Annotated in this window: 18 protein-coding genes; 12 read left to right on the top strand and 6 right to left on the bottom strand. The window is 59.5% G+C overall.

Annotated elements, in window-relative coordinates:
- Positions 1-115 precede the first annotated feature (115 nt).
- From norR to ICA16_RS05750, 5 genes are all read left to right on the top strand, one after another.
- Positions 116-1,672: a nitric oxide reductase transcriptional regulator NorR gene (gene norR / locus ICA16_RS05770; protein ID WP_210700201.1), complete on the top strand. Its 1,557-nt coding sequence runs from the start codon at positions 116-118 to the stop codon at positions 1,670-1,672.
- Positions 1,673-1,865: 193 nt separating this feature from the next.
- Entirely contained in the window at positions 1,866-2,768 is a 903-nt protein-coding gene (locus ICA16_RS05765; protein ID WP_042560964.1) for a chemotaxis protein CheV, read from the top strand.
- A 3-nt stretch (positions 2,769-2,771) separates the two neighbouring features.
- Positions 2,772-3,254: a GNAT family N-acetyltransferase gene (locus tag ICA16_RS05760; RefSeq protein ID WP_210700200.1), complete on the top strand. Its 483-nt coding sequence runs from the start codon at positions 2,772-2,774 to the stop codon at positions 3,252-3,254.
- A gap of 156 nt (positions 3,255-3,410) precedes the next feature.
- Positions 3,411-3,737: a hypothetical protein gene (locus tag ICA16_RS05755; RefSeq protein ID WP_210700199.1), complete on the top strand. Its 327-nt coding sequence runs from the start codon at positions 3,411-3,413 to the stop codon at positions 3,735-3,737.
- A gap of 83 nt (positions 3,738-3,820) precedes the next feature.
- On the top strand, positions 3,821-4,570 hold the full coding sequence (locus tag ICA16_RS05750; RefSeq protein ID WP_210700198.1) for a YkgJ family cysteine cluster protein: 750 nt from the start codon (positions 3,821-3,823) through the stop codon (positions 4,568-4,570).
- Positions 4,571-4,778: 208 nt separating this feature from the next.
- Here ICA16_RS05750 and ICA16_RS05745 read toward each other — a convergent pair whose 3' ends face one another.
- Positions 4,779-5,018 (bottom strand): hypothetical protein, encoded by a 240-nt coding sequence (locus ICA16_RS05745; RefSeq protein ID WP_047303058.1) that lies wholly within the window; start codon positions 5,016-5,018, stop codon positions 4,779-4,781.
- A gap of 111 nt (positions 5,019-5,129) precedes the next feature.
- Positions 5,130-5,435 carry a type 1 fimbrial protein gene (locus ICA16_RS05740; protein ID WP_210700197.1) on the bottom strand — a complete coding sequence of 102 codons (306 nt, stop codon included), beginning with the start codon at positions 5,433-5,435 and terminating at the stop codon, positions 5,130-5,132.
- Positions 5,436-6,641: 1,206 nt separating this feature from the next.
- On the opposite strand from ICA16_RS05740, the gene ICA16_RS05735 reads away from it, so the two are divergent.
- The 7 genes from ICA16_RS05735 to ICA16_RS05705 all read left to right on the top strand — a co-directional run bounded on the left by ICA16_RS05735 (position 6,642) and on the right by ICA16_RS05705 (position 16,688).
- Positions 6,642-7,802 (top strand): efflux RND transporter periplasmic adaptor subunit, encoded by a 1,161-nt coding sequence (locus tag ICA16_RS05735; RefSeq protein ID WP_210700196.1) that lies wholly within the window; start codon positions 6,642-6,644, stop codon positions 7,800-7,802.
- A complete protein-coding gene (locus ICA16_RS05730) occupies positions 7,799-10,900 on the top strand; it encodes a multidrug efflux RND transporter permease subunit (protein ID WP_210700195.1) in 3,102 nt (1,033 codons plus the stop codon). Before ICA16_RS05735 ends, ICA16_RS05730 begins: the two co-directional genes overlap by 4 nt.
- An 8-nt stretch (positions 10,901-10,908) precedes the next feature.
- Complete coding sequence (locus ICA16_RS05725) at positions 10,909-11,586, top strand: heavy metal response regulator transcription factor (RefSeq protein WP_090180292.1); 678 nt, start codon at positions 10,909-10,911, stop codon at positions 11,584-11,586.
- Complete coding sequence (locus ICA16_RS05720; RefSeq protein WP_210700194.1) at positions 11,576-12,940, top strand: heavy metal sensor histidine kinase; 1,365 nt, start codon at positions 11,576-11,578, stop codon at positions 12,938-12,940. The genes ICA16_RS05725 and ICA16_RS05720 overlap by 11 nt, the downstream gene beginning before the upstream one ends.
- 326 nt (positions 12,941-13,266) lie before the next feature.
- Positions 13,267-13,488: a hypothetical protein gene (locus ICA16_RS05715; protein ID WP_115148185.1), complete on the top strand. Its 222-nt coding sequence runs from the start codon at positions 13,267-13,269 to the stop codon at positions 13,486-13,488.
- Positions 13,489-13,681: 193 nt separating this feature from the next.
- Positions 13,682-14,998, top strand: coding sequence for an OprD family porin (locus ICA16_RS05710; protein WP_150616341.1), 1,317 nt, complete (start codon positions 13,682-13,684; stop codon positions 14,996-14,998).
- 184 nt (positions 14,999-15,182) lie between these two features.
- Positions 15,183-16,688, top strand: coding sequence for a sensor domain-containing diguanylate cyclase (locus ICA16_RS05705; RefSeq protein WP_210700193.1), 1,506 nt, complete (start codon positions 15,183-15,185; stop codon positions 16,686-16,688).
- A gap of 164 nt (positions 16,689-16,852) precedes the next feature.
- Here ICA16_RS05705 and lpxC read toward each other — a convergent pair whose 3' ends face one another.
- The 4 genes from lpxC to ICA16_RS05685 all read right to left on the bottom strand — a co-directional run bounded on the left by lpxC (position 16,853) and on the right by ICA16_RS05685 (position 21,282).
- The gene (lpxC, locus tag ICA16_RS05700; protein ID WP_007939852.1) at positions 16,853-17,764 is read right to left on the bottom strand and encodes a UDP-3-O-acyl-N-acetylglucosamine deacetylase; all 912 of its coding nucleotides are present in this window, start codon (positions 17,762-17,764) and stop codon (positions 16,853-16,855) included.
- Between the two features lie 112 nt (positions 17,765-17,876).
- Positions 17,877-19,073 carry a cell division protein FtsZ gene (ftsZ, locus tag ICA16_RS05695; RefSeq protein ID WP_042560977.1) on the bottom strand — a complete coding sequence of 399 codons (1,197 nt, stop codon included), beginning with the start codon at positions 19,071-19,073 and terminating at the stop codon, positions 17,877-17,879.
- A gap of 67 nt (positions 19,074-19,140) precedes the next feature.
- Positions 19,141-20,400, bottom strand: coding sequence for a cell division protein FtsA (gene ftsA, locus ICA16_RS05690; RefSeq protein WP_047303071.1), 1,260 nt, complete (start codon positions 20,398-20,400; stop codon positions 19,141-19,143).
- A 15-nt stretch (positions 20,401-20,415) separates the two neighbouring features.
- Positions 20,416-21,282 carry a cell division protein FtsQ/DivIB gene (locus tag ICA16_RS05685; protein WP_150604348.1) on the bottom strand — a complete coding sequence of 289 codons (867 nt, stop codon included), beginning with the start codon at positions 21,280-21,282 and terminating at the stop codon, positions 20,416-20,418.
- Between the last annotated feature and the right edge of the window lie 3 nt (positions 21,283-21,285).

Genomic DNA, 21,285 nt, shown 5'->3' with positions numbered 1-21,285 from the left:
TTCGTGCCAACTATTTTTCTGTTTTAAATCAGCCACTTGAAAATAACGTAGTCATATCGACTCAGGACACCTTATAGTCATCCCGACTACATCTTGTCTCTTTGACTACACGACCATGATCGCCAAATCCCTGCTGACCGCCCTGCTTCCGTTAGTCTCCGACCTCTCCCGCGAATTGCCGGAGGGTGAGCGTTATCGTCGATTGCTCGAAGCCATGCGCGCCCTGCTGCCCTGCGATGCCGCCGCGTTGTTGCGCCTCGACGGCGAATCGCTGGTGCCACTGGCGGTGGATGGCTTGAGTACGGACACCCTCGGCCGCCGCTTCAAAGTCAGTGAGCATCCACGCTTTGAAGTTTTGCTGGCAGGCGCCGGGCCGACCCGGTTTGCCGCTGACAGCGACTTGCCCGACCCTTACGACGGTTTGATCGACGGCCTCGACGATCACCTGGAAGTTCACGATTGCCTCGGCTGTCCGCTGTTTGTCGATGAAAAACTCTGGGGCCTGATCACCCTCGACGCGCTCGATCCGGAGCGCTTCGAGCCGATCGAACTGGACGTATTGCAAGCCTTCGCCAGCCTTGCCTCGGCCACGGTCAACGCCGCCGAACGCATCGAGCGTCTGGCCATCCGCGCCGAAGACGAGCACCAGCGCGCCGAGATTTACAGGCAGGCCAGCGGTCAGCAGAACCGCGAAATGATCGGCCAGAGCAAGACGCATAAGCGCCTTGTGGAAGAGATCAACCTGGTCGGCGGTAGCGACCTGACCGTGTTGATCACCGGCGAAACCGGGGTTGGCAAGGAGTTGGTGGCTCAGGCAATCCACGCCGCCTCAGCCCGCGCCGACAAACCGATCATCAGCCTCAACTGCGCGGCATTGCCCGACACGTTGGTGGAAAGCGAGCTGTTCGGCCACGTGCGCGGCGCCTTCACCGGGGCCACCAGTGACCGCCGCGGCAAATTCGAACTGGCCAATGGCGGCACGCTGTTTCTCGATGAAGTGGGCGAATTGTCGCTGACCGTGCAGGCCAAACTGTTGCGCGTGCTGCAGAGCGGCCAGTTACAACGTTTGGGCTCAGACAAGGAGCATCAGGTCGACGTGCGCTTGATCGCCGCGACCAACCGCGACCTGGCCGAAGAAGTGCGCAGCGGTCGCTACCGTGCCGACTTTTACCATCGCCTGAGCGTCTACCCGCTACGGGTGCCGGCCCTGCGTGATCGCGGGCGTGATGTGTTGTTGCTCAGCGGTTTCTTCCTCGAACAGAACCGCTCGCGCATGGGCCTCAATAGCCTGCGACTGAACAGCGATGCTCAGGATGCCCTGCTCGCCTACACTTGGCCGGGCAACGTGCGTGAGCTGGAGCACTTGATCGGGCGCAGTGCCTTGAAGGCCTTGGGCAACTGCAAGGTGCGGCCGAAGATTCTGAGCTTGAGTGCGGCGGATCTCGATTTGCCGCGTGAGGTTGTGGACAACTTGCCTGAGCCAGTGGCTGGGGTTGTGGCGTCGGTGCCATTGATCAGCGGGGATTTGCGCAGTGCGACCGAGGCGTATCAGCGGCAGTTGATTAGCGCGGCACTGGAACGTAATCAGGATAATTGGGCGAGTGCGGCGCGGGAGTTGGGGGTGGATCGGGCGAATCTTGGGCGGATGGCCAAGCGCCTCGGCATGAAATAAAAGCACAGATCGCAGCCTGCGGCAGCTCCTACAGGGATAGGTGATCTCTGTAGGAGCTGCCGCAGGCTGCGATCTTTTGATCTTCACCTGCCCAAAGGCACTAAAGCCTGCCCCCGACAAGTCGATAACCCGGCATCAATAGTTTCTGGCGATTTCCACCCTCGCCCATCACCTTTTTCCACAGAAGGTTTTTATGTCTTCCAACAAAGCCCGCGCAGATTCACTTTCGCTTCTGCTGTTTACCTTGCGCAGCGGCAAGCTGATGGCGATCAACCTGCTGAAAGTCAGTGAAATCATCCCCTGCCCGCCGCTGACCAAGCTGCCGGAGTCGCATCCGCACGTCAAAGGCATCGCCACCCTGCGCGGTGCCGCGCTGTCGGTCATCGACCTCAGCCGCGCCATCGGCGAGCGACCGCTGGAAGACCCCAACGGTGGCTGCCTGATCGTCACCGATGTCAGCCGCTCCAAACAGGGCCTGCACGTTCAAGCGGTGAGCAAAATCGTCCACTGCCTGACCACCGACATCAAACCACCGCCGTTCGGTTCCGGCGGGCCACGCGCTTACATCACGGGTGTGACCTCGGTAGACGGCACGCTGGTGCAGGTGCTGGATATCGAAAAAGTCATCCACAGCATCGCCCCGGCGCAGATCGAAATGGCCCCGACCGACCTGACCATGGAAGACGCCGACGTCCTCGGCAACGCGCGGATTCTGGTGGTCGACGACAGTCAGGTGGCGCTGCAACAATCGGTGCACACCCTGCGCAATCTCGGCCTGCAATGCCATACCGCACGCAGCGCCAAGGAAGCCATCGACTGCCTGCTCGATTTGCAGGGCACCGCACAGCAGATCAACCTGATCGTCTCCGACATCGAAATGTCCGAGATGGACGGCTACGCCTTCACCCGCACCCTGCGCGAGACCCCGGATTTCGCCCATCTCTACGTGCTGCTGCACACCTCGCTGGACAGCGCGATGAACAGCGAAAAGGCACGACTGGCCGGGGCCAACGCCGTGCTGACGAAGTTTTCCTCGCCGGAGTTGACCCAACGTCTGATCGAAGCGGCCAAACACGTCGCGGCCAACGGTTACTGAGTCTTGGGCGAGATTTACTGCTTTTTGCTGCGGCGCGATCTGGGTGCAGACGTGCCGGAAGTCGTCTGGCCGCTGGGTGTTGAAATCAGCACCTATCGCCCGAAACTGGCTGGCGCCGTGCATGACTTGATGCAACTCGGTCACCTCGAAGGCGGCGGCCGGGTGCCGGCGCTGGAGGTTTGGCAGCAACGGTTTGAAAGCGACCCGGAATATGACCCGGCTCTGTGTTTCATTGCCATTGATGCCGAGGGTGTCGTTGGTGTGGCGCAGTGCTGGACCAGTTCATATATCAAGAGCCTGGTGGTGCATCCGCGCGCTCAGGGTCGAGGATTGGGCCGGGCATTGCTGCTCAATGCATTCAAGGTGTTTCAGCAACGGCGCGAAGGGTTTGTCGATTTGAAAGTGCTGGAAGACAACCTGCGGGCACAGCGATTGTATGAAAGTGCCGGGATGTACGTAGTCCGCCGGGAAATCGTACCGACCTGAAGAAAATCAAAAGATCGCAGCCTTCGGCAGCTCTTACAGGGAACCGCATATCCATGTAGGAGCTGCCGAAGGCTGCGATCTTTTAGCGGTGTCCCAGGCAACAAAACTCTTTAGGCAGACTCCAACCTTGGCCACCCAAGACCAAGGACACCCACCATGAAAGCCATCACCTTAAGCCTGCTCTGCCTCACCGCCCTCGCCTCCAACGCCCACGCGTCCAGCCCTGATGCCTGGGCTGCCTACGACAAAACCGTGCTCGCCAGTTGCACCAAAGCCAGCGGCTTGAAGAACGCCAAACCGGTCGGCAATGCCGCGCAATTCGACGATCGCGTCGGCTACACCGCTGTGTTGTTGCAAGGCCAATACCCGCAAAAACACATGAAGGGCCAACAAGGCACCGAGCTGTGCCTGTACAACAAAAAATCGAAAACCGCGTTCGTCACCGAGTGGGACTCGATCCGCCCGACCTCCAAAACCCAATGAATGGCGCATAACTTGCTTCGATCGGTAATCCCATGGCGGCTTTATGTCGCCGATTCACACCCTGATTGAAGATTGATCGTTCAATGAATACGACGTTTTCCTGCGTAGGCTGCGGCAAGTGCTGCACCGACCACCACGTTCCCCTGACCCTGGCCGAAGCCCGCATGTGGGCGGCGGACGGTGGTCAGGTGATCGTGCTGGTAGAGGCTTTTCTCGGCAACGGCCTGGGCTTGCCGGCGCAGCAGCGTGAACATGCCGAACGGCGTTCGGTAGCGGTGCGCAGCGGTGAATCGGCAGCCCATGTAGCCATCACTTTTGCCGCTTACAACGTCGGACCTTGTCGGAATCTTGACGATGACAAGCTGTGCCGCATCTACGAGCGTCGACCGTTGGTGTGCAGGATTTATCCGGCGGAGATCAATCCGCACATCCCGCTCAACCCTGCCGCCAAGGATTGCCCGCCAGAGTCTTGGGAACAGGGGCCGCTGTTGATCGTTGGGGGCGAGCTGGTTGATCAGGAACTGGTCGAGCTGATTCAGCGTTCGCGTCAGGCTGATCGTGATGACATTAGGTCAAAGGATGCGATCTGCGCTGCGCTGGGTATCCGCACCACGGCGCTCAAGGGCGACGGGTTTACCGCGTATCTGCCGAATATGGACGCTTTTGCGAAGGTAATTGATCAGGTGAACGCGCAGCCACTGGATGAAGTGGCCAGTGAATGGCTGTTTCATTTGTCCGGGGATGACGTGGCCGGGCAAGTGCGGGCGGCGGGCGCGCAGGTGGTGACGGAGCCGGCGCTGACGTATGTGTTTATATCGCTGCGGGCGGCTTGATCCGGATTATCTAGCGATCTGACTGGCCTGATCGCCAGCAGGCTAGCTCCCACAAGGTCTTGTGTCGTACATCAAAATAAGTGAACAACCGGAAAACCTGTGGGAGCTGGCTTGCCAGCGATGGGGCCAGTGAAGGCGATCTCAATCCCAAACCTGTCGCCGCCCTCAAAAACCCACGCAACCCAACGCAAATTCCCCGAAGGAAAACTCAGCGCTTGCCCATCGAACGACGGGTGCCCGGCGGTGCCATGCCTGGGCTCTTGGTATGGCCGTTCTTGGCGCCGTTCTTGTACCACGGCTGGTTAGAGCCTTTGGCACCCGCCAGTTCGCCCGGTTTGAACGGGAACTTGAATGCCGGGATCTCGGCTTTGGAATCGCTGGCGTCGGCCATATCGGCCGGGACATCGCTCACGGCGTCGTCAACCGGCGGTTGGATCGGGGAAGTCATGAAAGCTCCGCAAAACAAAAAGTCGCGCCCGGTAAGTGGGCCGCGAAGGCGCGCAGTATACCTGCGCGCCGTGGCTCGGCACCTGAAGATTTGCACCGCACGCCGAACGGTTTACAGGTAAGTGATGGTCACGATGCCTGCGTCCGTCGAGGTTTTCAGCGGCTCATAGGTCATGGAAAACGGCAACGCCCCACGGCTGCAAGCGTTGCGGTAAGTGTCGACATCAACTTTAACGCCTGGCGCGGGTTCGATCTGCCGGGATTCGCTGGTCGCCAACGCACCTACTTGCCCGACGTCACACCCGGAATCGACGATTTGCCCGGTGAAGCGGATCTCGCCAGAGAGGGTCTGAGGCGCGGCGCAGACCGTTAGCGGAAGTAAAACAAGCACACTGGAAATGACAGTTTTGAGCTTCATTGCAGGACACTCCCGAAGAGACCCGCAGCGATAATGGCTGGGGTATACAACGTGTATCCGCTGGCGGGAGCGGATCTTTAGAAGCGTAGATGGCGCGAGTAGGCTCGCTCCTGCAATGGGTTCGCATGCAGTCTGCGAGACATTGGTCGGCTGGCAGGCCGCCATCGCTGGCAAGCCAGCTCCCACAGTTTCAACCGAGTACACCTGCCAGAAATTGGGCGACTGTCAGGCCGCCATCGCTGGCAAGCCAGCTCCCACAGTTTCAACCGAGTACACCTGCCAGAAATTGGGCGACTGTCAGGCCGCCATCGCGAGCAGGCTCACTCCTACAATGGGTTCGCATGCAGTCTGCGAGACATTGGTCGGCTGTCAGGCCGCCATCGCTGGCAAGCCAGCTCCCACAGTTTCAACCGAGTACACCTGCCAGAAATTGGGCGACTGTCAGGCCGCCATCGCGAGCAGGCTCGCTCCTGCAATGGGTTCGCATGCAGTCTGCGAGACATTGGTCGGCTGGCAGGCCGCCATCGCTGGTAAGCCAGCTCCCACAGTTTCAACCGAGTACACCTGCCAGAAATTGGGCAGTTGTCAGGCCGCCATCGCGAGCAGCCTCGCTCCTACAATGGGTTCGCATGCAGTCTGCAAAACATTGGTCGGCTGGCAGGCCGCCATCGCTGGCAAGCCAGCTCCCACAAAAAGCAAAAGCCAGATCAAAAGATCGCAGCCTGCGGCAGCTCCTACAGAGGAGAGAGGTACAACCCGCACGCGGCGAATGCCGCCCCACTCAACAATGAGCGTTAGCTCGAGTAAAGCTCTTGATTTTGATCTCAGAGCCCGTCGGCAGGCTTCGTTCCGGGATTGATCCGGGGGTGGGAGCGCAGCGACCGTTTGGCGAAGCCAAACACATCGAAAGGAGGTGCAGCGAAGCAAACCGGAGACGATGCGCCCGGATCAATCCCGGAGCGAAGGGACCCCGAGCCTCAGCGAGGGGCCGAACGCCAGGGCACAGACCTTTTGGTTACTTTTGGGGCGTTTGCCAAAAGTGACCCGCCGTAAGGGCGGAACCCTAAGTGGCCGTTACCACAGCAACGGATATGTACACAAAACGAAACTGACAGCGCTGACAGCTAGCCGTCACCCTCCTGACCCCCACACAGGTTTATAACCTACCCAATCTGCCCAAACTCCAAACCTCGGCGCCCAAAAAGCATGCGAATCCAAAAGAATAAAGCCCTGCTAGCCACCCTGCTCATCGCCCTGGCAGCCATGGGCCTATGGTTTGCAATCAAACCCGCCCCGACCAAACTCGCCACCCCTACCGCCATCCCGGTGCGAGTGATCGCCGTCAGCGAAAAAGACGTCCCCCGCTACACCAGCGGCATCGGCTCGGTGCTGTCCCTGCACAGCGTAGTGATCCGCCCCCAGATCGACGGCACCCTGACCAAAATCCTCGTCAAGGAAGGTCAGTTAGTAAAAGCAGGCGACCTGCTCGCCACCATCGACGACCGCTCGATCCGCGCCAGCCTCGACCAGACCCGTGCCCAACTCGGCGAAAGCCAGGCGCAACTGCAAGTCGCCCAGGTCAATCTCAAACGCTACAAACTGCTCAGCGTCGATGACGGCGTTTCCAAGCAGACCTACGACCAGCAACAAGCCTTGGTCAACCAACTAAAGGCCAGCGCCCAAGGCAATCAAGCGTCGATTGATGCAGCGCAGGTACAACTTTCCTACACACAGATTCGCTCCCCGGTCACTGGCCGCGTCGGTATTCGCACAGTCGATGAGGGCAACTTCCTGCGCATGACCGACACCCAAGGCCTGTTCACCGTTACCCAGATCGACCCGATTGCCGTCGAATTCTCTCTGCCACAACAAATGCTGCCGACCCTGCAAGGCCTGATCAGCGATCCGCAACATGCACAGGTCAAGGCTTACATCGGCGCCGACACCGACGGCGAAACCGGCAACCTGCTAGGCGAAGGTCACCTGACCCTGATCGACAACCAGATTAACGCCAACACCGGCACCATCCGCGCCAAAGCCGAATTCGCCAATGCCAGCCAGAAGCTCTGGCCGGGCCTGCTGGTGACGGTAAAAATTCAGACGGCCCTCGACAAAGATGCGCTGGTCGTCCCGCCAACCGTCGTACAACGCGGCCTCGACCAGCACTTTGTTTACCGAGTGAACGGCGACAAGGTTGAAGCCGTGCAAGTGCAGATGGTTTATCAGGGCAGCGGTCAGGACATCATCAAAGGCGTGAAGGCCGGTGACGTGCTGGTGACCGATGGCCAGTCGCGGCTCAAACCCGGTTCGACGGTGCAAGTCATGAGCGAGCCGCCGCAGGTGGTGCAGGCGGAGCCGAAACCATGAAGGCGCACAAAGGGGTTTCGACGTGGTGCATCGATCACCCGGTGGCGACCATTCTGCTGACCATCGCGCTGGTGCTGGTCGGAATCATTGCCTTCCCGCGTTTGCCGATTGCCCCACTGCCGGAAGCGGAATTTCCTACGATTCAGGTGTCCGCGAAATTGCCCGGCGCCAACCCCGACACCATGGCCTCGTCCGTGGCCACGCCGCTGGAGGTGCAATTCAGCGCCATCCCCGGCATGACCCAGATGACCTCCAGCAGTGCCTTGGGTTCGACCCTGCTGACCCTGCAGTTCACCCTCGACAAAAGCATTGACACCGCCGCCCAGGAAGTCCAAGCGGCGATCAACACCGCCGCCGGCAAATTGCCCAAAGACATGCCGACGCTGCCGACCTGGAGGAAGGTCAACCCGGCCGACAGTCCTGTGCTGATCCTGAGTGTCAGCTCGACGCAGATGCCCGGTACCGAACTCAGCGATCTGGTGGAAACCCTGCTGGCCCGTCAGATAAGCCAGATCGACGGTGTAGGCCAAATCAACATTACCGGTCAGCAACGTCCAGCGATTCGCGTTCAGGCTTCGGCGGATAAACTCGCGGCCATCGGTTTGACCCTCGCCGACATTCGTCTGGCGATTCAGCAAACCAGCCTCAACCTGGCCAAAGGTGCGCTGTACGGCGAATCAAGTATTTCCACGCTGTCGACCAACGACCAGTTATTCCATCCCGAGGACTACAGCCAACTCATCGTTTCCTACAAGGATGGCGCCCCGGTTCACCTAAGAGATGTCGCCAAAGTCGTCAACGGTTCGGAAGATGATTATGTGCAAGCGTGGGCGGGTGATCGACCGGGGGTAAACCTGGTGATCTCGCGCCAGCCGGGTGCCAACATCGTCGAGACCGTGGACCGAATTCAAGCCGCCCTGCCGGGCCTCGAAGCCATGCTTCCGGCCTCTGTGCAGGTCGACGTACTGATCGACCGCACCCAGACCATCCGCGCCTCGCTGCATGAAGTCGAGATCACCTTGTTGATCGCGATCCTGCTGGTGGTGGCGGTGATGGCGTTGTTCCTGCGTCAGTTGTCGGCGACGCTGATTGTCTCGGCGGTACTGGGTGTGTCGCTGATCGCCAGTTTCGCGCTGATGTACATCCTCGGGTTCAGCCTGAACAACCTGACGCTGGTGGCGATCGTGGTGGCCGTGGGATTTGTGGTCGACGATGCGATTGTGGTGGTGGAGAACATTCACCGGCACCTGGAGGCCGGCGAAAATATGCGCGAGGCCGCGATCAAAGGCGCAGGCGAGATCGGCTTCACCGTGGTCTCGATCAGTTTCTCGCTGGTGGCGGCGTTTATTCCGCTGTTGTTCATGGGCGGCGTGGTCGGGCGACTGTTCAAGGAGTTTGCCCTGACCGCGACCTCGACCATCATGATTTCCGTGGTGGTTTCGCTGACGTTGGCGCCGACCCTCGCGGCGCTGTTCATGCGCAAACCGGTGCATCACGCCCACGCCAAACCGGGCTTCAGCGAACGCTTGCTCGGCGGGTACGAGAAAGGCCTGCGCCGCGCCCTCGCCCACCAGAAATTGATGATCGGCGTGTTCGGCTTGTCCCTCGCATTGGCCATCGCCGGCTATATCTTTATCCCCAAGGGTTTCTTCCCGGTGCAGGACACGGGCTTCGTGCTTGGTACGACTGAAGCCGCTGCGGACATTTCCTACGGCGACATGGTGAAAAAACACTTGGCCATGGCCGAAATCGTCGGCGCCGATCCCGCCGTTCAAGCGTTTTCCCACTCGGTGGGTGTTTCCGGCAGTAACCAGACCATCGCCAACGGACGCTTCTGGATCGCCCTGAAAAAACGCGGCGACCGCGACGTCAGCGCCAGCCAGTTCATCGACCGGATTCGTCCGCAACTGATGAAAGTCCCCGGCATCGTGCTCTACCTGCGTGCCGGCCAGGACATCAACCTCAGCTCCGGCCCAAGTCGCGCGCAGTACCAATACGTACTCAAGAGCAACGACGGCGCGACCCTCGCCACCTGGACCCAGCGCCTGACCGAAAAACTACGCAGCAACCCGGCGTTTCGCGACATTTCCAACGACCTGCAACTGGGCGGCAGCATCACCCATATCAGCATCGACCGCAGTGCGGCGGCACGTTTTGGCCTGACTGCCAGCGACGTCGACGAGGCACTCTACGATGCGTTCGGCCAGCGGCAGATCAATGAATTCCAGACTCAGGTCAACCAGTACAACGTGATTCTGGAGCTGGACACCAAACAGCGCGGCAAGGCCGAAAGCCTCAACTATTTCTACCTGCGCTCGCCGCTGAGCGGGGAAATGGTGCCGCTGTCGGCGCTGGCCAGATTCGATGCACCGACCATTGGCCCCCTGTCGATTGCCCATGACGGCATGTTTCCGGCCGCCAACATGTCGTTCAACCTGGCGCCCGGCGTGGCGTTGGGCGATGCGGTGATTCTGCTCAATCAGGCCAAGGCCGAAATCGGCATGCCGACCGCGATCAGCGGCAACTTCCAGGGTGCGGCGCAGGCGTTCCAGAGTTCGCTGGCCAGTCAGCCATGGCTGATTCTTGCGGCGCTGGTGGCGGTGTACATCATTCTCGGCGTGCTTTATGAAAGCTTCGTGCATCCACTGACGATCATTTCGACCTTGCCGGCGGCGGGTTTGGGCGCGGTGATCATGCTGTGGATCTGCGGCCAGGATTTTTCGATCATGGCGCTGATCGGGCTGGTCTTGCTGATCGGCATTGTGAAGAAGAACGGCATCCTGATGATCGACTTCGCCCTCGAAGCCCAACGTCAACGCGGGATGTCACCAGAAGATGCGATTTTCGAAGCGTGCATCACGCGGTTCCGGCCGATCATCATGACCACCCTCGCCGCGCTGCTCGGTGCCCTGCCGCTGATGCTCGGCTACGGCACCGGCGCCGAACTGCGCCAGCCGCTGGGGATCGCGGTAGTGGGCGGCTTGCTGGTCAGCCAGATGCTGACGCTGTTTACCACGCCGGTCATATACTTGTGGCTTGAGCGACTTTTCCATAGACCCAAACCTGCGCCCGTACCGGCGTTGGCGACCACAGACTGAGGCGGGTCATGCGCGTTCTGATTATCGAAGACGAGGAAAAAACCGCGGACTATCTGCACCGCGGTCTGACGGAACAGGGTTACACCGTGGACTTGGCCCGCGACGGCATTGAAGGTCTGCACCTGGCGCTGGAAAGCGACTACGCGGTGATCGTCCTCGACGTCATGTTGCCGGGCCTCGACGGCTTCGGCGTGCTGCGCGCATTGCGTGCGCGCAAGCAAACCCCGGTGATCATGCTCACCGCCCGTGAACGCGTCGAAGACCGAATCAAAGGCTTGCGCGACGGTGCTGATGATTACCTCGGCAAACCATTTTCCTTCCTCGAACTGGTCGCGCGTCTGCAAGCGCTGACCCGGCGCAGTGGCGGGCATGAGCCGGTACAGGTGAGCATCGCCGACCTGTGGATAGATCTGATCAGCCGCAAGGCGACTCGCGCCGGCACGCGGCTGGACCTGACCGCCAAGGAGTTCTCGTTGCTCAGCGTCCTCGCCCGCCGCCAGGGTGAAATCCTCTCGAAAACCGCCATCGCCGAAATGGTCTGGGACATCAATTTCGACAGCGATGCCAACGTCGTCGAGGTGGCGATCAAACGCTTGCGCGCCAAGCTCGACGGGCCGTTCGACGAGAAACTGCTGCACACCATTCGTGGCATGGGTTATGTGCTGGAGAGTCGTGGTGTCCAGTAATTCCATTGCCCTGCGCCTGAGCGGAATGTTCACCTTGGTGGCGCTGCTGGTGTTTCTGTTGATCGGCGGCGCGCTGTATCAGCAGGTGGATAAGGGTTTGGGCTTGTTACCGGAAGCCGAACTGGAAGCGCGCTACAGCGTGCTCGAATCGGCACTCAATCGCTTCGGTACCCCGGAGCATTGGGTGAAGATCAACGCCAAGTTGAAACTGCTCGGCGAAGAGGACAAGCGCATTCGTTTCTGGGTGGTGAGTGGTGATCCGGGTTACGAATACGGTGCGCCGGATTCACGGATCCGCGCCTTCGCCCAAGGGCCGCTGGGGATGCATGACTTGCAGCTACCGGAGCGTGCTTATCCATTGAAAGTGCTGTTGACTGAACTGCCGGCCAAGGATCAACGCCCGCCGCTGCGCTTCATGATCGGTATCGACACCGAGACATTTCACGAGACCCAGCACAACCTGCTGATCGCCTTGATCAGCCTGGCGATTGTCGGCGTGCTGCTGGCTTCGGCGCTGGGGTATTGGGTGGCACGGATCGGCCTCAAACCGCTGATCAAACTGTCCCACGAAGCGCAGCGTCTGGCCCCGCCGTTACGGGCCGGTCGCTTGCGGCTGTCACCGTTGCCGCCGGAGCTGGAGCAGTTTGTCGACTCGTTCAACTCGACGCTGGAACGGGTCGAAATGGCCTATTCGCGACTGGAGTCGTTCAACGCCGACGTGGCGCACGAACTGCGTTCGCCGCTGACCAATCTCATCGGCCAGACCCAGGTGGCACTGACGCGCGGACGTTCGGCGGAACATTACTTTGAAGTGCTGCAATCCAATCTCGAAGAGCTGGAGCGGCTGCGTTCGATCATCAACGACATGCTGTTTCTGGCCAGTGCCGATCAGGGCAACAAGGCGACCAAACTGACTTCGACGTCGCTGGCCGATGAAGTGGCGACGACGCTGGAGTATCTGGATTTCATCCTGGAAGACGCGCAGGTTCAGGTGCAGGTCAGTGGCGATGCGCAGGTGCAGATCGAGGTCGCGCATTTGCGTCGGGCATTGATCAATTTGCTGAGCAATGCGGTGCAACACACCGGGCCAGGTCAGGTGATCGAGGTGCGGATCGAGGTGGAAGAACAGCTAGTCAGCATTGGCGTGGCCAACCCCGGGTTGCCGATTGCCAGCGAGCACTTGCCGCGGTTGTTCGAGCGCTTTTATCGGGTGGATGCTTCGCGCAGCAACAGTGGCAATAACCATGGGCTGGGGCTAGCGATCGTGAAAGCGATTGCGCTGATGCATGGCGGGGATGTGTTTGTGCGCAGTGATCGAGGGATGAATACCTTTGGGATTCACCTCCCTGTCTGACGCTTAGCCCCCCAGTGCAGGCAAATCCCTGCGGCAGTGGTTTGGAGTGAGGAAGCTTTTGTGGTGAGGGGATTTATCCCCGATGGGCTGCGAAGCGGCCCCAAAGCCAGCGATCGCGGTATTCCTGACACAACCTGCACAAAGAATTCAGGGCTGCTTCGCAGCCCATCGGGGATAAATCCCCTCGCCACAAGTTCGCGCCCAGTCTGAAAGATTTTTGCCTCTGCTGTAACAGTCATTTATGAAAATCACGCTGTTTCCAAACCCCCGGCAACCTTATCTTTGCCCGCACCAAACAGCACTTGCCAAGCAAGAAGGTTTTCAAGATGTCCAACAGTATGGGTATTGCCAGCGCTTTCGTTTTGTCCTCATTGATCCTGTCGCCGATGGCGATGGCTGAAGAGTCCCAGGCCTTCGTTGCGCACAACAGCGCTCGGGCCCAAGCGTACGATCAGCATCAGACAGAAATGATGGCCAAGGCCAAAGACGCGACGCAGACACCTCAGGCTGCAGCAGCCCAGACTCAGGCCTCCGAGAAAGACAGCTGAGTCGCACACCGCTCCGTTTCCCTCGACGCGGTTGTTTGGCTCTTCCCGTTCAACCGTCGTCATTCCAGGCCGCTGCCTTTCAGCGGCCTTTTTTCGTTGTGGTCTGAAAGCTGTTTGGTGCGTCTTTTACAACAAGAAACATTTCGCGCCTCGGAATATTGAGGTGCCGTTGACCCAAGGAGCTCTACCGCACGTGCGTTACCCAGTCCGTTTCACTCCACTGTTCATTGCAATTGCCGCAACGATTGCCCCCGCCGTTCACGCTGATGAGCCCGCGCCAGAAGGGTTTATCGAAGGCTCAAGCCTCAACCTCAACGCCCGCAACTACTACATGAATCGCAACCGTCTGCAGAAAGCGGACGACAACATCGAGTGGGGCCAGGGCTTTCTCGGGGTATTTCAGTCGGGTTACACCCAAGGCACAGTCGGTTTCGGCATTGATGCCCACGCCATGCTCGGGCTGAAACTCGACGGCGGTGGCGGTACGGACGGCTCCAGCATCCTGCCGATCAGCGATGGCAACGGCAAGGCACCGGGGTCGTTTTCAACAGCCGGCGGCACTTTGAAAATGCGTGCGTTCGACACCGAATTGAAGGCTGGTGATCTGTTTCTCACCAACCCGGTGATTGCCGGCGGAGACACGCGCATGCTGCCGCAGACGTTCCGTGGCGTCAGCCTGACCAACCATAGCTTCGACGGCTGGTTGATCGAAGGTGGCCAGGCCAGTTTCACCAAACCTTACAATCAGAGCGGCCACACGCGCATCGGCACCTCGTACGGCACCTTGGCAGATGGCGACGATAGCCATCACCTGAACTGGGCCGGCGCGTCCTGGAGCGGTGTCGAAGGCTTGACCAGCAGCCTCTACGCGTCCGAGCTCAAGGACATCTGGAACCAGTACTACTACGACCTGGATTACACCTGGCAGTTGAACGACCTGGTCAGCCTCAACCCGGGCCTGCACTTCTATCACACCCAGGACACCGGCGATGCGCTGCTTGGCGACATCGACAACAACACCTACAGCCTGCATTTCACCGTCGGCATCGGCAGCCATAGCGTCACGGCCGCTTACCAGCGGGTCAACGGCAACACGCCGTTCGACTACATCAGCCAGGGCGACAGCGTTTACCTCGACAACTCCCAGCAGTACTCGGACTTCAACGGCCCGAACGAGCGTTCGTGGAAACTCAAGTACGCCTACGACTTTGCCGGTGTCGGCGTGCCGGGACTGACCTCGGCAGTGTCCTACTCGCGGGGGACGGTTGATTTGACCAAGGCTGACCCGAGCAGCGTGGGGTATTCCAATTGGTACAGCGCCGACGGTAGCAACGCCAAGCACTGGGAACGCGATCTCGACTTGAAGTACGTCGTACAAAGCGGCCAGGCGAAAGACCTGGCGGTGCGTCTGCAATGGGCGACACATCGCGTAGGCAAAGGTTATGGCGTGATTGATTCGGACGCAGATGAATATCGCGTGATCGTCGACTACCCGTTCAACGTCTTCTAAGATCAGTCAGTTAACACTGGACATGTAGGAGCTGCCGAAGGCTGCGATCTGTTGATCTTTCTCTTGAAAATCAAAAGATCGCAGCCTTCGGCAGCTCCTACAGTGGCAAAACAGCAAGCTCTCCACAGTTAATCCTTTGTTTGTGCAACTACTCTCATAAGATCCCCCAACCGATAACCCCACCATGATCGCGAGCCGTACCCCACCTGTTGCGGGCAAGACCGGACGCCCCGAGCTGCTATTGATTTTCGGCAGCCTGCTGAGCGTGATCGCGATTGTGTGCATCGTCACTTTCCTGTTGATTCGTGAGCACGCCAGCGCTCAGGAGTCAGCCACCCGCAGCGCTACCACCATCGCCCAACTGATCGACGCCGACGTTCTGCGCACCGTCGAGTTGTACGACCTGACGCTGCAAGGCCTGATTGCTACTTCGCAGCGCGATGACCTGCGTGACCTGACCCCGCAGATCCGCCATCTGGCGCTGTTCGACCGCTCGACCACTGCACGCTTCAAGGGCGATATTCTGTTGCTCGACAAGCTCGGCAATGTGGTTGCCGACTCATCTCAGCTCGTGCCGAAGCCGGGCAACTTTGCTGACCGCGATTACTTCCTCGTCCATGCTTTCAACCGCGATGTCGGCATGTTTATCAGCCGACCTTTCAAGACCCGTTGCGACTGCGACGAGGCCAATCAATGGCGCCTCAGCTTCAGTCGACGTATTTCCTCGGACACCGGCGAGTTCGTCGGCGTGGCCGTGGCATCGTTGAAGCTCGATTACTTCGACCAGTTGTTCAACAGCCTCGACATCGGCAATGACAGCACACTGAACATCATCGACAACGATGGCGTGTTGCTTGCGCAGAAGCCGTACCTGCAAAGCGACTCCGTCGGCAAAAGCTTTGGCAACCGTCCCAACGTGGTGCGGATTCTGAACGACAGAAGTGGTAACGGCAGTTTTACCAGCACGTCGAGCATCGATTATCAGCAGCGGCTCTACACCTATTCGCGGGTCGGTAACCTGCCACTGACGGTGATCGTCGCGTTGTCCAGCAACGAGGTATTCGCCGCTTGGCGCCGCACCGCAATACTGATCAGTGGCGCCACCGGCGTGCTGTGCCTTGGCTTGCTTTGGCTGACCTGGCTGCTCGTCCGTGAACTGCGCCTGCGTCAACGGGCCGAACACGAACTGGCGCAATTGGCCGCCACCGATGCGCTTACCGGGGTGGCCAACCGGCGGATGCTCGATCAGTCGCTGCGCCATGAATGGTTTCGCGCCCAGCGCTCGGGCCAACCACTGACGGTGATGATGATCGATGCCGATCACTTCAAGGCGTTCAACGACCGGCATGGGCATCAGGCCGGGGATCAGGTGTTGCGCGAACTGGCCAAAGTGATCACGGCGAATGTGCGACGACCGGCGGATCTGGTGGCACGTTACGGCGGCGAGGAGTTTTCGGTGATTCTGGCCGAGACCGACAGTGCGGGCGCGCAGCAGATTGCCGAGCATATTCGTCAGGCCGTGGAGCAGTTGCCGTTGGTCGATGGGGCTGAGTTGCCGATGACGGTGAGTATCGGCATCGCCTCTTGGACGACGGCGAGCGAGATGACGCTGGAGCAGTTGCTGTTCGCGGCGGACAAGGCGTTGTATCAGGCCAAGGAAGGTGGGCGCAATCGGGTGGTTGTCTCTTAAGATCAAAAGATCGCAGCCTGCGGCAGCTCCTACATTTGGAATGCGCTCCCCTGTAGGAGCTGCCGCAGGCTCGGGCCGCGATCGGACGATCTTTTGATCTTTTAAAAAGGCATAAAAAAAGGCCATCCGAGGATGGCCTTCAAAAAACTAGAGAGGTTTTTTACTTACACCGCCGCAACAGGGCGCATGTAAGAGATAGGTGCGGTACTGGCGTCTTCGAACGTCACCACTTCCCACGCATCTGTCTGCTCAATCAATTTGCGCAGCAGCTGGTTGTTCAGTGCATGACCGGACTTGAAGCCTTTGAACTCACCAATCAGGCTATTGCCCAGCAGGTACAGATCGCCAATGGCATCGAGGATTTTGTGCTTCACGAATTCGTCTTCATAGCGAAGACCGTCTTCATTCAGTACGCCATCGGCATCGACCACGATTGCGTTTTCAACGCTGCCGCCGAGTGCGAGGTTGTGCTTGCGCAGGTACTCGATATCACTCATGAAACCGAAAGTACGGGCGCGGCTGACTTCTTTTACGAACGAAGTGCTGGAAAAATCCACGCTTGCACTTTGGGTGCGGTCCCGGAAAACCGGGTGATCGAAATCGATCTCGAAGCTCACCTTGAACCCTTCGAAAGGGACGAAAGTGGCGCGCTTGTCGCCGTCTTCCACTGTCACTTCACGCAGGATGCGGATGAATTTCTTGGCGGCGTCCTGTTCTTCCAGGCCAGCCGATTGAATCAGGAATACGAAGGGTCCAGCGCTGCCATCCATGATCGGGACTTCGGACGCGGAGAGCTCGACGTAGGCGTTATCGATGCCCAGGCCAGCCATGGCCGAGAGCAAGTGCTCTACCGTGTCCACTTTGACGTCGCCGTTTACCAGCGTCGTCGACATAGTGGTTTCACCGACGTTTTCCGCGCGGGCAGGAATCTGCACCACAGGGTCGAGGTCAGCGCGACAAAACACAATGCCAGTGTCGACAGGCGCAGGCTTGAGGGTCAGATAGACCTTCTCACCGGAGTGCAGGCCTACACCTGTGGCACGGATAATATTTTTCAGTGTGCGTTGTTTAATCATGGCTTGGGCCGCTTCAGCGCAAATTGCGAACTGGTATCAACAAAGGCTGGCGATAATAGCAGACCGAGCCTTTGCTGAACACCAATCACCTTCATAGCCCTGATACATTCCATCAATCGGCCTGACGACGCAGGAAAGCCGGGATGTCCAGGTAGTCCAGGTCATCTTGCGGATTCATCTTCGCGGCAGCCGCAGCACCGGCCTGAGCCTGGTTGCGCATGACGGTCGGACGATCCAGATCACGGTAGTTCACCGCTGGCGCTTCCTGACGGGACGGAGCCGGTTGCTGAACCTGAGAAGCAGCCATGGACGTGTGAACGGTGTTGTCGATGACCTTCACAGGCTTCTCGATTTTCGCGCCCAGACCGGTGGCAACCACGGTGACGTGCAGCTCGTCACGCATGTCCGGATCGATAACGGTACCGACCTTGACCATGGCGTGTTCGGATGCGAAGGCTTCGATGATGCTACCCACGTCGGAGTACTCACCCAGGGACAGGTCAGGACCGGCGGTGATGTTCACCAGAATGCCGCGTGCGCCTTGCAGGTTCACGTCTTCCAGCAGCGGGTTGCGAATTGCTGCTTCGGTGGCTTCACGTGCACGGTTCGGACCGCTGGCGCAGCCAGTGCCCATCATCGCCATGCCCATTTCGCTCATCACGGTACGTACGTCGGCGAAGTCGACGTTGATCATGCCCGGACGCTTGATGATGTCGGAGATACCGCGAACGGCACCGGCCAGTACATCGTCAGCCTTGGCGAAAGCCGACAGCAGGCTCGCGTCTTTACCGAGGATGGTCAGCAGCTTCTCGTTGGGAATGGTGATCAACGAGTCAACGCTTTCAGACAGCAGACGGATACCTTCGTCGGCGATCTGCATGCGCTTGCGGCCTTCGAACGGGAACGGACGAGTCACGACCGCGACGGTCAGAATGCCCATTTCCTTGGCCACTTCGGCGATGATCGGCGCAGCACCGGTACCGGTACCGCCGCCCATGCCCGTGGTGATGAACACCATGTTGGTGCCCTGCAGGACTTCGGCAATGCGCTCACGGTCTTCGAGAGCGGCCTGACGACCTACTTCAGGGTTGGCGCCAGCGCCGAGACCTTTGGTCACGCCGGTGCCCAGTTGCAGGATGGTCCGCGCGCCGATGGATTTCAGCGCTTGAGCATCAGTGTTGGCGCAGATGAATTCAACGCCTTCGATGTTGCTCTTGACCATGTGATTGACAGCGTTGCCGCCGCCACCGCCAACACCGATAACTTTGATTACCGGGCTTGCGGGGATGTTGTCTACGAGTTCGAACATTTTCCCTCTCCTTACATTCTCTAGTTTTTTCGCCTACTGCTTTTTGTTGCGGTGTTGCGGTAAATCTTTAGAAATTGCCCTGGACCCACTTTTTCAGTCGGTCGAGCAGCGGCGCCTGAGGCTCTTCGCTGCTGTAGCTGTCGCGGCTGCCGATGCCGGAGAACGAAACTCCGTCGGACTGCTTTTGCAGGCCGTACATCAACAAGCCAACGCCAGTGGAATAAATCGGGTTACGCACCACGTCATCCAGACCTTTCACACCGTGCGGGACACCGAGGCGTACCGGCATGTGGAAGATTTCTTCGGCAAGCTCAGTGGCGCCTTCCATCTTCGACGTACCGCCGGTCAGGACGATGCCGGCCGGGATCAGGTCTTCGTAGCCGCTGCGGCGCAGTTCGGCCTGAATCAGCGTGAACAGTTCGTCGTAACGTGGCTCGACCACTTCGGCCAGGGCCTGACGCGACAGTTCACGCGGGGGACGGTCGCCAACGCTTGGCACCTTGATGGTTTCGCCGGCACCGGCCAGTTTGGCCAGGGCGCAGGCGTAACGGATCTTGATCTCTTCGGCGTACTGGGTCGGGGTGCGCAACGCCATGGCGATGTCGTTGGTCACCTGATCACCGGCAATCGGGATCACGGCCGTGTGGCGGATCGCGCCTTCGGTGAAGATCGCGATGTCGGTGGTACCGCCGCCGATGTCGACCAGGCACACGCCCAGCTCTTTCTCGTCGTCGGTCAGCACCGAATACGCGGACGCCAGTTGCTCAAGAATGATGTCGTCGATTTCCAGACCGCAGCGACGCACACATTTTTCAATGTTCTGTGCGGCGTTGACGGCGCAGGTGACCACGTGAACCTTGGCTTCCAGACGTACGCCGGACATGCCCAGAGGTTCGCGAACGCCTTCCTGGTTATCGATCACGTAATCCTGCGGCAGGGTGTGCAGCACGCGCTGATCAGCCGGGATCGCCACAGCTTGAGCGGCGTCGAGCACGCGCTCAAGGTCGGCCGAGCTGACTTCGCGATCACGAATCGCAACGATGCCGTGGGAGTTCAGGCTGCGGATGTGATTACCCGCCACGCCGACGAACGCCGAGTGAATGCGGCAGCCCGCCATCAGTTGGGCTTCTTCGATCGCGCGCTGGATCGATTGCACGGTGGACTCGATATTCACCACCACGCCTTTTTTCAGGCCGCGGGACGGATGTGTACCGATACCGACGATTTCCAGCGTGCCGTCGTCCGAGACCTCGCCTACCAGCGCCACCACCTTGGAGGTGCCGATATCCAGACCGACGATCATTTTGCCGCTTTGCACGTTTGCCATGGGTCCTGCCTCTTCTTAATTCTTTGCGACAGCGGGTTGCGCTGCCGTCGGCGCTACTGGTTCCCGCCAGCCAACAGCAAGGCCGTTGGCGTAGCGCAGATCGATGCGCGCAATGTTCGTAATCTGTTCTTTGAGCGTCTTGTCATAGATGGCGATAAAGCGGCGCATCTTTTCCACGAGGTTGCCGCGTCCCAGCAGCAACTCGATGCCGGGGCCGGAACTGCCGGCACCGGTGGTCAGGAACCAGCTACCTCGTTCACGCAATTCCAGGCGTGCAATCGAGAAGCCCATAGGCCGGAGCATCTGGCTCAGCACCTGGTATTGCTGCATCACTTGCTGCTGAGCCCGTTGTGGGCCGAACAGCTGTGGCAGGTGTTCGTAGTTCGCCAGCTCCCTGGGCGTAAACGCCTGGCCCTGGTTGTTGAGCAATGACTCGTCGCCCCAACGCGCTACCGGCAGTTGCTCTTCGAGGCGGATCACCACTTGATCCGGCCACACCCGACGCACTTCGGCGTGGGCAATCCAGGGCATTTGCTCAAGCTCTTTGCGCATGCTGGCCAGGTCGATGGTGAAGAAGCTCGACGCGACGAACGGGGCGATTCGCTGCTGCACCGCTTGCTGGCTGATGTAGCTCAGGTCGCCCTGCACGGCGATCTTGGTGATCGGCCGGTCGGCGTACGGCAGCAACCGCTGCGCACCTTCATAAGTACCGAACCCGAGCACCACCAGCAGCACTGGCCAGAACAGGCTTTTCACAAAACCGAAGTTGGCTTTTGGCAGGCGCGCGGACATCGGCTCTTTGGCCACCATTCGGCTGGCACCCCGCGGCACCGGCTTGCGGCCGGGTGCGGGTGGCTGATGTCTGAGCTGAGCGCCTTGCATGCT

The sequence above is a fragment of the Pseudomonas anatoliensis genome, from assembly GCF_017976235.1.
GTDB classification, from domain to species: Bacteria; Pseudomonadota; Gammaproteobacteria; order Pseudomonadales; family Pseudomonadaceae; genus Aquipseudomonas; species Aquipseudomonas anatoliensis.
This window is presented reverse-complemented; position numbering and strand designations above follow the sequence as displayed.